This window comes from Nitrosomonas sp. Is35, from assembly GCF_033063295.1.
In the GTDB taxonomy this organism is placed as follows: Bacteria; Pseudomonadota; Gammaproteobacteria; order Burkholderiales; family Nitrosomonadaceae; genus Nitrosomonas.
The window spans coordinates 2,002,304-2,017,442 of sequence record NZ_JAWJZH010000001.1 but is presented as its reverse complement, the minus strand read 5'-3'; the positions used below and the strand labels follow the sequence as shown (position 1 = coordinate 2,017,442).

Here is a 15,139-nt window from a genome sequence, read left to right as displayed (position 1 = left end):
TTAACGCCCTGCTAAGGATGGTGATTTTTGCCCGCTTCTAGACCGGTATTGAGAACCCAGCCTTGTTTCTGGTCGACTTGAACGCGTAACCATGAACCCTGACTGGCATTCGCTATGACCACGGTATTTTTTTTCAGCGTGGTCACTAATTGCGCCTTGGCGCTTGGCAATTTGCGTAAATTGATGTTTGCCTTGGTGTGTAATTTTATCGGTGTGTGAAATTCCAGCAGCGAGTTATTTTCATCAGCTGTTTTTTTGTGATTGGGGGTTGTGATCAAACTGATCAATTGCTTGGCCTGGGTAATATAATTCATGGCCGAGGCATACTGATCCTTGGCAAACAGTACCGAGGCGGTATCGACCAAATGCTTGGCTTGAATTTGCAGCACTTGGTCCGCTGGAGAAACCTTCGTTTGTTTCAGGTTTGCCAGTGCCACCTCGGTTTCCGCGATGGCAGAGGCGGTGCCGGGTTTGGTTGCGAGTCTGTGCAGCTTCACTTGCGCCCGCGTTGCTTCCTTGTTGACTTCTCGCAGTACTTGCGCCTGATTTTTCTGGCGTATTTGCTGATTCTTGATTAATTCGTCTTTTTCCGCGAGCAATTTTTCCAGGCGAGCGATTTCCTTGCGTAGATTTTCTTCCTGTGAAGCAGTGACGGGTGCTGTTTCAATAACCGGAGCGGGAAGTTGCTCCTGGGAAGCGCATCCGGTAAAACTCAGGGCAATAATGATAACAATCGGCAGATTCGATAATGAATAAGCCTCTTTACAAACACGTGGTAATGACGCTTGAAACCAAAGCTTTGTCGTCTTATTGTTCTGTAATTCTGACTGATTCAGCATACTATCTTCCCGGTAGATTTAATCGCTGTATCCGTATCGTTTCTGGCAACGAATAGTAAAATGCGATGGGGTTCAGTGGATACGAGAAAAATAAGATTCTCAGTTGATTATTTTATAATCCGGTAAATCAAGCATTCATAAAGAACGCAAAAGGTACCAAAATTAAGTGTACTGAAGAATTGGCCGGTTTTCCAGGTGTTCAGGCATACTGGGAGAAAGAAATTCGCTGTATGCATTTTTATTGTTTCAAAATACAATGCGGTACCGTCACTATCCGGGTTATGCGCAAACTTTCTCATTTTGATAAAGTATCTGAATATTACTACTTTCACGGAGGTGTCATGTATCAGCGAATTTTAGTGCCGGTTGACGGCAGTGCAACATCCGGGCGCGCATTGGCCGAAGCGGTTAAATTTGCGCAACAGCACAAGGCACGTGTGGAAGTGGTGCATGTACTGGAGGAAATCGGGTATTTTGATGAGGAGAATTATCTCAATTATGCCGAGCTGGTCGATTCGTTGAGACACAGCGGCGAGAAAATACTTGCCGAAGTGCAGATGAAATTAAAACAAGCCGGGGTGCCGGTGGAGGCAAAGTTACTCGAAGCCAATGGAGAGCGAGTCGCCCATGTGATTACCGCCGAAGCGAAAAATGCGCAAGCGGATCTGATCATTGTAGGGACCCACGGCCGGTCCGGTTTTAGCCGCCTGTTGCTGGGCAGTGTGGCTGAAGGGGTGGTGCGCACGGCGGATATCCCGATCCTTCTGATCCGTGGCGATTGATCTTCGCTATCAAGAATAAGCCTAGGTATTCATTAAGAAAATCAGATTATGGAAAATTACGAAGCATTATTAACGACGATCGCCTTGATGATGGGTGTTTCCTGGGCAAGCGGCATCAATCTGTATGCGGTTTTGCTGGTATTGGGCTGGGGTGGTTCGACCGGTCATATCGATCTGCCAGCCGAGCTGACGGTATTGGAAGATCCATTGGTGATCGGCGCCGCTGCCGTGATGTATTTCATCGAGTTTTTTATCGACAAAATACCCGGAATGGATTCCGCTTGGGATTCCATTCAAACGTTTGTGCGCATTCCGGCTGGCGCCATGCTGGCGGCTGGCGCGGTCGGCGATGTGACACCGGCGCTTGAGATTGCGGCCGGTATTCTGGGAGGCAGCTTGGCCGCTACAAGTCATGCGACCAAGGCAGGCACAAGGTTGTTGATCAATACCTCGCCCGAACCTTTTACCAACTGGTCAGCCTCGCTCACGGGGGATTTTATGGTGTTCTCAGGCATGTGGACTGCAGTGAGGCACCCGGAAATCTTTCTCATCCTGCTGGTCATTTTTATCGGTATTGCCATTTGGTTACTGCCGAAGTTATGGTACTTGATCAAAGTGGTGCTCGCCAAAATAGGAAAATTTCTTGGCTTGGTAAAAGCCGGGCCGGTTACTTCCGCTGAATTAGACACCAGCATTCCCATACAGAGACATCATCACCTGTCTGCATTGGAACGGTTACAACAACTGCGCGACCAAGGGGCTCTGACGGAACAGGAATTTGAACAGCAGAAGGAAAAGATTCTGAACGAGGGGCGCCATTGAGCTCATCCTGCCTTGGCAATATTGTGCAAAATAGCGTAACACCTTTATCAATGCGTGCCGGAAACGTGTTTTTATAATCCGGAGTCTGATGCAACGCCGCTGGGATATTTTTTGCACGGTTGTCGATAACTTTGGCGATATCGGTGTGTGTTGGCGTTTGGCAAAGCAATTGACACAGGATCGTAACCAGATGGTGCGGTTATGGGTCGACGATTTACGGTGTTTTTCCTGCATTGCACCGGACGTGAATCCGGAAATTCAACAGCAGAACGTGCAAGCTGTTGAAATCTGTCATTGGCAGAAGGCATTCCCGGAAGTCGAACCCGCCGATGTGGTGATTGAAGCATTCGCTTGCGAGCTGCCTGATATTTATATCGCCGCGATGGTGCGCAAGAACAAGCAGCCCGTCTGGATCAATCTGGAATACCTCAGTGCCGAACCTTGGGTCGCACAATATCACGGTCTGCCTTCACCGCATCCGCGCTTTCCTCTAACCAAGACATTCTTTTTTCCCGGTTTTGTGCCGGGCACAGGCGGATTGTTGCGGGAAAAGAATTTATTAGCGCAAAGAGAGGTTTTTGATTTTGCTGCGGAGCAAGCGTTTCTGGATCAAAAAGGCCTGTGTGAACGCCGGTCCGGTGAGATCCGCATTGCGCTGTTTTGTTACGACACAGCACCGGTTGAGGACCTGATCGGTGTTTTGTCAGAATCTTCAAGCCCGGTTTTGCTGATTGTGCCGCAGGGGTGTGTGGCGGATCGTATCGAGATAATCTTAAGTCATGTTGCTTCGCCGAATGAATCATTAATCAAACATCGGCAGTTAACCGTGCAGATCATTCCGTTTATGGCGCAAAATGATTTCGACCGGTTGCTGTGGAGCTGCGACATCAATTTTGTGCGCGGTGAAGACTCTTTTGTCCGTACGCAGTGGGCAAGCAATCCTTTTATCTGGAATATTTATCCGCAGGCGGAAGGTGCGCACTGGAAAAAGCTGGAAGCTTTTCTTGATCTGTACACTGCGGGTATGCCGCCGGAAATGGCCATCGCAGTGCGTGAAATGTGGTTTTGCTGGAATGGCGGGAAGGCATTGAATGCTACGATGTGGATGAACTTCTTGGCATTGCGTGAGTCTCTGATCCAGCATAATAAAAAATGGGTTAAACAATTGCTCGAACAGGATGACTTAGTGTCTGGTCTGGTGCAGTGTGTTGAAAATCAGCTATAATTCGCCGTTTTTGAATCCGATGTTGGCGCTGCAACATAACATCATCTTTGCTTATAACTTAATTTTGGAACTGACAGAAATATGAAAACCGCAATGGAATTACGCTCAGGTAACGTCGTCATGGTTGGTAATGACCCTATGGTTGTGCAGCGAGCAGAATTTACGAAATCTGGCCGTAACGCATCTGTGGTTAAAATGAAGCTGAAAAATTTGTTTTCCAGCACCACGACGGAAACGGTTTACAAAGCGGATGAAAAGTTCGATTTGGTCGTTCTCGATAGAAAAGACTGTACCTATAGCTACTATGCCGATCCGCTCTATGTTTTCATGGATGCCGATTACAATCAGATCGAAGTGGAAGCGGATAATATGTCGGATGTTCTGAATTATCTGATCGATGGCATGGAAGATGTTTGTCAGGTCACTTTTTACGATGGTAAAGCGATTTCCGTTGAATTACCGAACACGATTGTGCGTGAAGTGGAATATACCGAACCTGCGGTACGGGGCGATACCACCGGAAAAATCATGAAACCAGCCCGGCTTCTGGGAACAGGCTATGAAATCCAGGTTCCCGGTTTTGTGGAAATTGGCGACAAGATCGAAATTGATCCGCATAACCACGAATTCAGAAAACGTGTTTGATCGATTACTGTGATCTACTCAATAAAAAAGGTGACCGAGGTCACCTTTTTTATTGGAGTGTTAACTGGCGATTACTTGGATATCCGGTTCAAGCGTTTTCAGCATATTCTCGATTCCTCTCAGGGTACCGGATATCGAGCTGGGGCATGTGCCGCATGCGCCTTGATAATGAATGCGCAAAATATTGCCTTCCAGTCCCAGAATGTGCAAATCTCCGCCGTCGTGCTGCAAGTACGGGCGCACTTCTTCGTCCAGCAGGACATTGATTTTCTCCAGACGCAATTGATCTTCCGGACTTAAATCGGCGAGTGCATTACTGGCAGCCGCTACGGTTTCGGCGGATTGCGCCGTGGCAGCGGGCGCCGCACGGATAGGATCGGCGATTTCGCGCGCCAGATCCTGCCAATTGGCGTCTCCGTCTTGAGTGACGGTGATCCAATGATCGATGTAAAAAACATTCGTGACATGATCGATATCGAATAGCGCGGAAGCCAATGGATCGTCCTTGGCAGCTTCGGCGTTATCGTACGAGCGTGCAACCCCCCATGTCAGTGGTTCCTTGAGGATAAACTTCAAAGCGTTTTTATTCGGCGTACCTTCAATATCAGCAATTTTTGGCATTTTGATGGGTGTTAATATTGAGTCCAGCAGTTAATCAATGGGGCTACACAGGGCCGCAATATGAGATCGAATCGGCATATACGAACCTGGCGTTGAACGTTGTTTTGTTACATCAAGAATGATCCGGCATCGTTGGCGCGGAATCGTCTGCTTCAGTCGATGCGCTATCGAGCGAATTCAATGCGGCATGTAATGTATGCCACGGTAGAATCGCGCATTTGACCCGTGTCGGCAGATCCCGTATGCCGGAAAAAACAGTTAACCGGCCCAGATGATGCGGTTGATTGGTATCCAGTTTTCCGGTAGCCAGTTCACGGAATTCATGAATCAATGTTTCCGCGTTCGCGCGCGACTTTCCCTTGACCGCCGCAGTCATCATCGAAGCGGATGCTTTGCAGATGGCGCAGGATTCACCTTGAAACGCGATGTTGTTGATCTGATCATCTTCCAGTTGCAGCGTAATATCCAGGCGATCACCACAGAGCGGGTTATGCCCGGTGGCATGATGGCTGGCATGATCCAGTTTACCGTAGTTGCGCGGTTTCCGGTTATGGTCAAGGATGACCTCTTGATACAATGAATTGGTATGCATTATAAAAAAATCTTTTGGACAGTTTTTATGCCCGCCACCAAAGCATCAACTTCTGTTTTCTTATTATAAAAAGCAAATGAGGCGCGGGAAGTGGCCGGTACATTAAAGCGTTGCATGACGGGTTGGGCGCAGTGATGTCCGGTACGGACTGCAACGCCATCCTGATTCAGGATGGTGCCGATATCATGCGGATGAATGCCGTCGATGGCGAACGAAATGACCGCTGTTTTCTCTGCGGCGGTGCCGATGATTCTGACCCCGGGAATGTCGTTGAGGCATGCCGTCGCATACTTCAGTAATCCTAATTCATACGCAGCGATTTGTTCGATACCGATTGCCGTCAAATAGTCAACGGCTGCACCGAAACCGATGGCGGCAGCGATTGGCGGCGTGCCAGCCTCGAATTTGTGCGGAATGGTGTTGTAGATCGTTTTCTCAAATGTGACGGAAGTGATCATATCGCCACCGCCTTTAAAGGGTTGCATCGCTTCAAGCAAGGCCGCTTTGCCATAAAGAATGCCGATACCGGTCGGGCCGCACAGTTTATGAGCGGAGAAGGTGTAAAAATCGCAATCGAGCGCTTGCACGTCGATGGTGATATGCGGAGCTGCCTGCGCACCGTCAATCAATACCGGCACACCGTGCCGATGCGCGAAATCGATCATTCCTTTGATGGGATTGATCGTGCCGAGTGCATTTGATACGTGGATCAGGCCGACAAACTTGGTACGTTCGTTAAATAGTTTCTCATATTCATCAACTTCCAGTTCGCCCTTGTCATTGACCGGAACAACACAGATCGTTGCGCCTTTCTCGTTAGCAAGCATTTGCCACGGCACGATGTTGGAGTGATGCTCCAATGTGGTCAGAATGATTTCATCGCCTGCTTTGATGAATTTCCGGCCATAACCATGCATTACCAGGTTAATGGAATCGGTCGTGCCGCTGGTGAAAATGACTTCCCGGTCTTCGCGTGCATTGATGAATTGCTGCAACTTGCATCGCGCGTTGTGATACTCCAGCGTGGCGACTTCGGATAAATAATGGACAGCACGGTTGATGTTGGCGTGTTGCGTTGTCTGATATCGCACCAAACGATCAATCACTTGTTGCGGCATTTGACTGGATGCTGCATTGTCAAGGTAGGCCAATGGCTTGCCATCAATGTGGAGTTGCAAAATCGGAAAATCGGCGCGAATCTTTTCCCAATCCGGACTGGAAGAAACGTCAGATTTCAAAGAAGCATTCGCTGGCGTCATGATGGGTTACTCTGCGTTTGATCGAGTACCGCTTGCTCGAGTTGCTGTCTCAGCGAAGAGACAGGGATATGGCTGATAATTTCGGCACCAAAGGCATACGTTAATAAATTGCGTGCGGCCGTTTCTGACAAACCCCGGCTGCGCAAATAAAAAATTTCTTCCTGATCGAGCTGCCCGACCGTTGCACCGTGCGAGCATTTCACATCATCGGCAAAAATTTCCAGCTGCGGTTTGGTATCCACTTGTGCTGTTTTACTCAGCAATAAGTTACGGCTGGATTGCGATGAGTTAGTGCGTTGTGCCTGAGGGCGTACGATGATTTTTCCATTAAACACGGCGTGCGCGGCGTCATCGGCGATGCACTTGTGTTGCTGATGGCTGGTGCCATTCGGTTTGGCATGATCGATACAAGTATGGGTATCGGCCAGCTGGCGATCCGATATCAAAGTCAATCCGTCTATGGTGCATTCAGCTGCTTCATCGGTTAAACGCACATCCAGGTTATAGCGCGAAATCTGCGATCCTAGCGAAATGCTGACCGATTGATAATTGCTGGCATGGGCGAGCGATACCGCGCAATTCGCCAAATGAAAAGCTTGCGCGCTTTCGCGTTGCACGCGAATATGCTTGGCCTGTGCATTTGCGGCCAGACTGATTTCCGTGACTGAATTGGTAATGTAAGCCGCGTGCTGAAGTGCGACATAATCTTCGATCAACGTAACATGACTGCCCGTTTCGCCGATTAACAAGCAACGCGGGTAACTGGTGACTTCATGTTGTGTTGCAATGAACAACAGGTGAACCGGTTCAGCAATGACGGTATTTTTGGGCACGATGACGACAGCGCCATCCTGCAAAAAAGCGGTATTCAATGCGGCAAACACATTGTGGTCAAATGGCACGTATTGACCCAGATGAGATTCCAGTATCGATGCCTGCGTGGATAGCAATGCCGAGAGATTACCAGCGATCAGTGCCGCAGGTTCGGCGATGGCCGATAATGACTGAGAAAAGTGACCGTCAACAAACACCAGACGATTTTTAGCCTCATTCAGAAACAAATGCTGAATGTCTTCTATTTTTAGGGTCGGATCCGGTTGAGATGGCCGATAGGGCAGAGTGGTGAGCGGTGAAATATCCGTAAAGCGCCATTCCTCGTCACGCTTGGTCGGCAGTTTTTGTGTACTGACGCAATCGATGGCCTGAGCGCGCAATTGATTCAACCAAGCGCGTGATTCAGCCGGCTTCGCCTGCCAGGACTTCAGCAGGCATTCAAGGTAGCTGGTACTGATCGCTTCACTCATGCGCTAACTCCGGCAGCCGGTTGCTTGTTCGCAGTGATCCAGTCATAACCGCGTGTTTCCAGTTCCAATGCGAGCTCTTTGCCGCCGGTCATGACAATGCGGCCTGCCTGCATGACATGCACAAAATCGGGCACGATATAATCCAATAAGCGCTGATAATGGGTTACCAGAATCGTTGCATTGTCTTTGTTGGTGATCCGGTTGACGCCATTGGCGACGATTTTGAGCGCATCGATATCGAGACCCGAGTCGGTTTCATCGAGTATGCTCAATCTGGGTTCCAATAACGCCATCTGCAAAATTTCGTTACGTTTCTTTTCACCACCGGAAAAACCTTCATTGACACTGCGGTCGAGAAAATCAGCTTTCATTTCCAGTAGTTTCATTTTCTCACGCACAAAATCATCGAATTCGAGCGGATCCAATTCTTCTTTGCCGCGTTGCGTTTGTACCGTGTTATAGGCAAGGCGAAGGAATTGCGTGTTGGCTACGCCTGGAATTTCAATCGGATATTGGAAAGCCAGGAATAATCCGGCACGGGCACGTTCTTCGGGTGGTAATTCCAACAAGTTTTTATCTTCAAATTGAATCGATCCGCCGGTGACTTCATACGCGGAATGACCTGCCAGCACTTTGGCAAAAGTGCTTTTACCCGATCCATTCAAGCCCATGATGGCATGTATTTCGCCACTTCTGACCGTAAGATCGATTCCTTTGAGAATTTCAGTACCGTTGATGCTGGCGCGCAGGCCTTGCACCGAAAGGATGGTGGGACTATTTGCAATAATCATCCGACACTGCCCTCCAGTTTGAAGCTCAGAAGCTTGGTAGCTTCAACCGCGAATTCCATCGGTAATTGTTGAAATACATCTTTGCAGAAACCATTGATAATCATCGAGACAGCTTCTTCGGCGTCTATGCCGCGTTGTGAAAAGTAAAAGAGCTGATCTTCACCGATTTTTGACGTGGAAGCTTCATGCTCAACCTTGGCGCTGTTATTGTGCACCTGAATATATGGAAACGTATGCGCGCCACATTGGTCACCGATCAGCATGGAGTCGCATTGCGAATAGTTGCGTGCACCTTCCGCAGTTGGCGCAATTCGCACCAATCCGCGATAGCTGCTATTGGAATGACCTGCGGTAATGCCTTTGCTGACGATGGTGCTGCGTGTGTTTTTTCCAATATGGATCATTTTGGTGCCGGTATCGGCCTGTTGATAATTGTTCGTGACCGCGACCGAATAAAATTCGCCAACAGAGTTATCGCCGCGCAAAATGCAAGAGGGATATTTCCATGTGATCGCAGAGCCGGTTTCCACTTGCGTCCAGGAAATCCGAGAATTGACGCCTTTGGCCAGTCCTCGTTTCGTGACGAAGTTATAAATACCGCCGACACCATTTTCATCACCGGCATACCAATTTTGTACCGTTGAATATTTAATATCCGCATTATCCAAGGCGATCAGTTCAACAACAGCAGCATGCAGTTGATTCGTATCGAATCGCGGAGCAGTGCAGCCTTCTAGATAGGAAACGGATGCACCTTCTTCCGCTATGATGAGCGTTCTTTCAAATTGCCCGGAACCTTCCGTGTTAATGCGGAAATAGGTTGATAAATCCATGGGGCATTTGACGCCTTTCGGAATGAAACAGAAAGAACCATCGGTGAATACTGCGGAATTCAAGGCTGCAAAGTAATTGTCGCCAACCGGCACAACAGACCCCAGGTATTTCTGAATGAGCTCAGGGTGAGTATGTACTGCTTCCGAGATGGAACAGAAAATAATGCCTACTTCCGCCAGTTTTTGCTTGTAAGTGGTGGCCACTGAAACACTATCGAATATCACATCGACAGCGACACCGGCCAGTGCAGCGCGTTCGTGCATCGGCACGCCCAGCTTTTCAAATGTGCGTAATAATTCAGGATCGACTTCGTCCATGCTGGCCAGTTTTTTCTTCGGCTTTGGTGCTGAATAGTAGCTGATATCCTGGAAATCGATTTTTGGATAGTGCACATTCTGCCATTCGGGTGCGGTCATGGTCAGCCATTTTTCATAGGCTTTCAGACGGAATGACAAAAGCCACTCGGGTTCATTTTTTTTAGCCGATATTAACCGGATTATTTCTTCATTTAATCCCTTAGGGGCGATATCGGACTCAATATCGGTAACGAAGCCATGTTTGTACGGTTGATTAACCAGACTTTGCAATACTGCACTCATTTGGTTTATTCCTTTTTAGTATCTTTTGTTTGAAACAGATCGCTTTGAATCTTAAATTGCCGGATAGCTGGTTTGGTTAATTCGCAAATTGAGAAACCATTGTAATTGAAGTTGTTGTTGCTTAAATCTTAGCAGATTCTTTAACACTGAAACTATCGCCGCAGCCGCAGGTATTATCAATATTAGGATTGATAAATTTGAAAGAATAATTAAGACCTTCTTTGGTAAAATCAATTTGCGATCCGTCCAGATAAGGCAAGCTGTTGGTATCTACAACCACCTTGGTTTCATGAGACTCGAATAATTGATCATTCGAATTGATCTCATCCGCATAGTCAAAGGTATAAGCAAAGCCCGAACAGCCGGATTTCTTGATTCCGACGCGCAGGGCAAAACCCTTACCCCGTTTTGCAAGTTGTTGCCGGACATGTTTCGCGGCATTTTCAGTTAATGTGATTGGCATAACAGTTCAATTTTCTCAATTTAAAATCAGGTGCGATACTTTAATTTTATGAATTCCGTGCTATTAAACGGGCTTCAGATATCAATGAAGTTACCGGAAAATTGGACACGGATTCAATTAAAATGTTCTGTAAAGTATTGTGATTTCATGGCAAATTGAGTGCTTTGATCAACTGGTTTCAATTTACGCAGCGGTTGATTCACGCATATCAAGGAGCGGCATAATGGTGTCACCTTGTTGATTGATTTGATTATCAACCAATTCTTTAAGTGTTACCGCACCCAGATATTCGAAAATAAGTTCATTCAGTTTTGCCCATAAGTCATGTGTCATGCACTTTCCGTCGTTATGACAATTTTCTTTACCACCACATTGGGTTGCGTCAATAGGCTCATCGACGGCGAGAATGATATCGGCCACCGAAACTTTGTCCAAATCTTTCGCCAAGCAGTAACCGCCCCCAGGACCACGAACACTATCCACAAGCTCAGATTGGCGCAATTTTGCGAACAGCTGCTCCAAATACGAGAGCGAGATTTTTTGCCGTTGACTGATGTCAGCTAGCGTTACGGGATGATTGCTTTGTTGTAAAGCAAGATCTAATAGTGCAGTTACTGCAAATCTTCCTTTCGTTGTTAATCTCATGATTGACTCCTTGTAAGAATCGGATGGGTTGATGGTTATATATAAAATACTTGTTGTTAAATAATACTTGATCAATATAGTCAACTATACAATACCCGATTGATTTAGTCAACTATAAATCTTTTTTATGTGAAGCTTGCAGGGATTTGCTGGGAATGCACTCTTGGTTAATGGTTAACTGGATGATAGATAAGTGAAAACAAAATGAATAAATTTGTTATGGGGTGAGACTACAAATAGAACTAATTTAGCTATAATCATCAAGCTCTAAAATAGCCTGGAAAATAAAAAAGAGTGATCGGTTTTGTGCATGCATACTCGATTTTTGCTGACGTCGAATACATGAATTCATGATCGTTTTTGATGGTTTTATAAGTTTGGATAATCTTTAAATTATTTTGTTAAGAGGGAGAGGAATATGAGTATGGAAAGTGAGTTTAGAATGAGATTCGGAGGTTTTTGGAACTCCCTCATTTTGCTCTTTGTGATTATTGTTTGTCTTCGCTTCTCAAGTCTTGAGTTCGCTGACGAGAATCTGACCAAGCGAATCTTTTGTGCGCTGCATCTATTTCTAGGCTGTATTGCCACGGGTGTGTTACTGGGGATATTAAAAATATTTTTGGCGTTTTCCAATCAGACATACACGCGTGCTCCGGCATCGGCCAATTTTGCACGGGGTCTCAAATATGGAATTGTTGCTGGCGGTTTAATGATACTTATCGTTGGCGTGCTGCAATTGAATAATTTCTTGGGTGTATTCCAACCTATATTGAATGGATTGGTAGCGAAATTGACTGCTATTTTTGTATAAGCAGTAAAGGGAAGGGCCAGTTAGAATGGCTGGCCTTTTTCAATTGGAATATTGTCTTTCAAAGATTTTTATCGTGTTTCTTCATCCGATGACATTGTCATATCGAATTTTCCTAAGTTAGTAAGCATTATCTTTTTTGAAGACGACCAAGACGGTTTTGAAGATGATCCAGAGGTCGAGCCAGATGGACCAATTTTTGAGGTAGTAGAGATCGTGTTCGATGCGGGCTTTCATTTTTTCCAGCACATCGGTTTCGCCGCGCCAGCCGTTGACCTGAGCCCAGCCGGTGATGCCGGGTTTGGCCATATGGCGCAGCATATAACCCTTGATTAACTTGCGGTAGAGCTCATTATGCGCCACTGCGTGCGGACGCGGGCCGACGATACTCATTTTACCTTCTAGCACATTAAAGAACTGCGGTAACTCATCCAACGACGTGCGGCGCAGGAAGCCGCCGATTTTGGTCAGACGCTGATCGTTCTGTTTCGCTTGTTGAATCGTGGCGCCATCCTCGGTCACCGTCATCGAGCGGAACTTATACACGATGATTTCCTCCCCATTCAAACCATAGCGGCGCTGCTTGAAGATCACCGGGCCGGGCGACGTGACTTTCACCGCCAAGGCAATACACGCCATGATGGGTGATAGCAAAATAATGATCAGCACAGCCAATATAAAGTCACTGATACTTTTCACCACCCCGTCGACACCGATGAAAGGCGACTCGTTCATGGCCACGACCGGCGTATCGCCGATGTACTCGAAACGCGCCTGCATCAAATCGAAGATATAAATATCGGGCAGAAAATAGATCGACGACGTGGTATCCGGCAACTCATCCATCAATTTCTGAATGCGCGGCTGCGACGACATCGGCAGACTGATGAACACCATCTCGGTATTATGCTTCTTGATATAAGGAACAACATCGTCCAATCCCCCCAAACGCGAACCGAAGTCGTCCGGTCTGGTGATGGCAACGGCGGACGAGGGATCATCCGGCTCATCGGACTGGGAGCCGAAGTTGCCGGCGGCGATGCGTGAACTGTTGCGCTCATCGAAGAAACCCTGATAACTGATCAGCAAAAAGGGCAGCTCGGCAATGTGACGAATGAACGCCAGACTGTTTTCATTCGCCCCGATCACAATCGCCGAACGCAATTTACCCTTGTTGTACAGATTGTTGATAATGCTTCGCACCGTAATGTGGCTCGCAATCAGCATCAACGGCGTGACGATGAACCAAGTCAGCAGCACTTGCGGAGAAAATTGGTTGTGAAATTTGGTGGCATACCCCAGAAACACCAGGATAGTGATAATCATCAGCCAACCCACCACCGTATCGCGCATATAAGCAAACAAACGCCCCTTGCGCCAATTGCGGTAAATGAGAATGCGCTCGTAAATGTAGGTGGAAACGAAAAAGGTAATGATGACCAGCACCAGGTAGTAACTGGTGAAATCTTCATCGTACAACCAGGCGGTCAGTATCAGCATGCTCCAGATGATAAAAGGATCGAGCAGATGCTTGAAAAAGGCTACTATCGGTAAATCGTTAACTGTCATCGTTTTCCGTACGTGTATTGCAGATTGATATTGGCGCCATTGGCGTTAAATCCGCCCAATCTGTTATTGGTTTGTAAATCATTGTGATAGACCGAAGCCATCAGCTGCAAACCAGGGTAGGGGGCGTATATGAGTTTTACCGCGGCATTGCGAAGCGTATTGTGCGTGCCGATCGGTGCGAAGGAATCGGTAAAGATTGAAAAGTTATCAAACTTCAGATCCTGATAGGAAAAATCTCCTTGGAGTTTCACTTTTTGTGTGATATCCCAATACGGTATAAAACTGCCCCCGGTGTTAAGGCTGAAGCTAGCGGTAAGCATTTGCAGTGCAGCGGTCTCGCGCCAACCGCTCACCGATAATCCAACCCGGTCGGTGAGTTGCCAGCTATAGATTAGGCGGGCATTAAATCCGTTAAAGTCACGTACGGGGAAACTTGCATTGGTACGCTCTACCCATCCGCCCGTTCCGTAAAGATTCGATTTAGCGGTTACGGCCCAGTTGATTTTTGCCAATGCCTCTTTCTGATGATAGCTATTGTCTGTTAATGAACCATCGGCTGCCAGGACACGAACCGGAAAATCACCGATGGTGCCGCGAAACAGCACGCCGATGGTATTTCTGCCCGATGTCACAAAATCGATTCCGCCTTCGAAGCGATCTTCAATACGGTTAAGAAAGCGCAAGTTGGGACTGTTTGAATTGAGATCGTAGCGGGTGTAAGCGCCATTCAAGCGCCAGCGTGGATGGAGACTCCAGCTGGCGTTAAAAAACTCGGTTTGTTCGGTTCTCACATTTTTAACGCCCGGCTGAAACAAAAACGGCGCCAGTGACTGCACATAACTGGCACCCATATTACCTTCCAGACGGTTGCCAAGAAACCAACGCCAGCTGCCACTGAAATTCTTCAGGTTATTATTCATCTGGTCGAATCTCTCAAAACGGGTATGCGACCAGTTTAAATTCGCATTCAAGCGTTGCCGCCCGACTTCTTTCTCAAACATCACGCCGCCGGTAAAGCGATGGGAGATATCAAAAAGATTACTCGTACCCAGCAGCGGCACGGGATCCATACCAGTGCGCAAACGCAATATATTGTCGTCCGCGGTAAAGCCATAGCTGCCGAAAGGCTGTATCAGCTTACCAAATGCAGCGGCCCATGCGGTGTGGCTGCACAGCAGCAATACCATCCCCGCAGCCGTGAGCGCCTGCAGCCGGGTGGTTCGTGAGAAGCAGATTGCGATAGGCGTAATGGACTGAGTGATACGAGTAAATGTAACTTCCATGAATTGATGGTTCATTAACTTGAGATTCTCAGAGTTTCCAGTGGACAAAAATCAATGC

The 15,139-nt window shown here is 47.4% G+C and carries 16 protein-coding genes; 5 read left to right on the top strand and 11 right to left on the bottom strand.

What is annotated here, in order from left to right; genetic code table 11:
- Positions 1 to 11: 11 nt before the first annotated feature.
- Positions 12 to 839 carry an SH3 domain-containing protein gene (locus R2083_RS09485; RefSeq protein ID WP_317530434.1) on the bottom strand — a complete coding sequence of 276 codons (828 nt, stop codon included), beginning with the start codon at positions 837 to 839 and terminating at the stop codon, positions 12 to 14.
- A gap of 341 nt (positions 840 to 1,180) precedes the next feature.
- On the opposite strand from R2083_RS09485, the gene R2083_RS09480 reads away from it, so the two are divergent.
- The 4 genes from R2083_RS09480 to efp all read left to right on the top strand — a co-directional run bounded on the left by R2083_RS09480 (position 1,181) and on the right by efp (position 4,313).
- Positions 1,181 to 1,621, top strand: coding sequence for a universal stress protein (locus tag R2083_RS09480; protein ID WP_317538311.1), 441 nt, complete (start codon positions 1,181 to 1,183; stop codon positions 1,619 to 1,621).
- Between the two features lie 48 nt (positions 1,622 to 1,669).
- A complete protein-coding gene (locus R2083_RS09475; RefSeq protein WP_317538310.1) occupies positions 1,670 to 2,443 on the top strand; it encodes a DUF4126 family protein in 774 nt (257 codons plus the stop codon).
- A gap of 88 nt (positions 2,444 to 2,531) precedes the next feature.
- Entirely contained in the window at positions 2,532 to 3,668 is a 1,137-nt protein-coding gene (earP, locus tag R2083_RS09470; protein ID WP_317538309.1) for an elongation factor P maturation arginine rhamnosyltransferase EarP, read from the top strand.
- Positions 3,669 to 3,749: 81 nt separating this feature from the next.
- Positions 3,750 to 4,313, top strand: coding sequence for an elongation factor P (gene efp, locus R2083_RS09465; protein WP_132428623.1), 564 nt, complete (start codon positions 3,750 to 3,752; stop codon positions 4,311 to 4,313).
- 60 nt (positions 4,314 to 4,373) lie between these two features.
- Here efp and R2083_RS09460 read toward each other — a convergent pair whose 3' ends face one another.
- The 8 genes from R2083_RS09460 to iscR form a co-directional block, all read right to left on the bottom strand.
- Positions 4,374 to 4,934 (bottom strand): NifU family protein, encoded by a 561-nt coding sequence (locus tag R2083_RS09460; protein ID WP_132428621.1) that lies wholly within the window; start codon positions 4,932 to 4,934, stop codon positions 4,374 to 4,376.
- A gap of 112 nt (positions 4,935 to 5,046) precedes the next feature.
- Positions 5,047 to 5,526 carry a Fe-S cluster assembly sulfur transfer protein SufU gene (gene sufU / locus R2083_RS09455; protein ID WP_317538308.1) on the bottom strand — a complete coding sequence of 160 codons (480 nt, stop codon included), beginning with the start codon at positions 5,524 to 5,526 and terminating at the stop codon, positions 5,047 to 5,049.
- Positions 5,526 to 6,785: a cysteine desulfurase gene (locus R2083_RS09450; RefSeq protein WP_317538307.1), complete on the bottom strand. Its 1,260-nt coding sequence runs from the start codon at positions 6,783 to 6,785 to the stop codon at positions 5,526 to 5,528. The genes sufU and R2083_RS09450 overlap by 1 nt, the downstream gene beginning before the upstream one ends.
- Positions 6,782 to 8,089 (bottom strand): Fe-S cluster assembly protein SufD, encoded by a 1,308-nt coding sequence (gene sufD / locus R2083_RS09445; protein ID WP_317538306.1) that lies wholly within the window; start codon positions 8,087 to 8,089, stop codon positions 6,782 to 6,784. Before sufD ends, R2083_RS09450 begins: the two co-directional genes overlap by 4 nt.
- The gene (gene sufC / locus R2083_RS09440) at positions 8,086 to 8,880 is read right to left on the bottom strand and encodes a Fe-S cluster assembly ATPase SufC (RefSeq protein ID WP_317538305.1); all 795 of its coding nucleotides are present in this window, start codon (positions 8,878 to 8,880) and stop codon (positions 8,086 to 8,088) included. Before sufC ends, sufD begins: the two co-directional genes overlap by 4 nt.
- Positions 8,877 to 10,313 carry a Fe-S cluster assembly protein SufB gene (sufB, locus tag R2083_RS09435; RefSeq protein WP_090449356.1) on the bottom strand — a complete coding sequence of 479 codons (1,437 nt, stop codon included), beginning with the start codon at positions 10,311 to 10,313 and terminating at the stop codon, positions 8,877 to 8,879. Before sufB ends, sufC begins: the two co-directional genes overlap by 4 nt.
- A gap of 121 nt (positions 10,314 to 10,434) precedes the next feature.
- On the bottom strand, positions 10,435 to 10,776 hold the full coding sequence (locus R2083_RS09430) for a HesB/IscA family protein (RefSeq protein ID WP_317530442.1): 342 nt from the start codon (positions 10,774 to 10,776) through the stop codon (positions 10,435 to 10,437).
- A 183-nt stretch (positions 10,777 to 10,959) separates the two neighbouring features.
- The gene (iscR, locus tag R2083_RS09425) at positions 10,960 to 11,421 is read right to left on the bottom strand and encodes a Fe-S cluster assembly transcriptional regulator IscR (protein ID WP_108699241.1); all 462 of its coding nucleotides are present in this window, start codon (positions 11,419 to 11,421) and stop codon (positions 10,960 to 10,962) included.
- Positions 11,422 to 11,839: 418 nt separating this feature from the next.
- On the opposite strand from iscR, the gene R2083_RS09420 reads away from it, so the two are divergent.
- Entirely contained in the window at positions 11,840 to 12,232 is a 393-nt protein-coding gene (locus R2083_RS09420) for a hypothetical protein (RefSeq protein WP_317530443.1), read from the top strand.
- Between the two features lie 117 nt (positions 12,233 to 12,349).
- Here R2083_RS09420 and R2083_RS09415 read toward each other — a convergent pair whose 3' ends face one another.
- Both R2083_RS09415 and epsL read right to left on the bottom strand, forming a co-directional pair.
- Positions 12,350 to 13,798, bottom strand: a complete 1,449-nt coding sequence (locus R2083_RS09415) for an undecaprenyl-phosphate glucose phosphotransferase (protein ID WP_317530444.1) — start codon at positions 13,796 to 13,798, stop codon at positions 12,350 to 12,352.
- Positions 13,795 to 15,081, bottom strand: a complete 1,287-nt coding sequence (gene epsL / locus R2083_RS09410; protein ID WP_317538064.1) for an XrtB/PEP-CTERM-associated polysaccharide biosynthesis outer membrane protein EpsL — start codon at positions 15,079 to 15,081, stop codon at positions 13,795 to 13,797. The genes R2083_RS09415 and epsL overlap by 4 nt, the downstream gene beginning before the upstream one ends.
- Between the last annotated feature and the right edge of the window lie 58 nt (positions 15,082 to 15,139).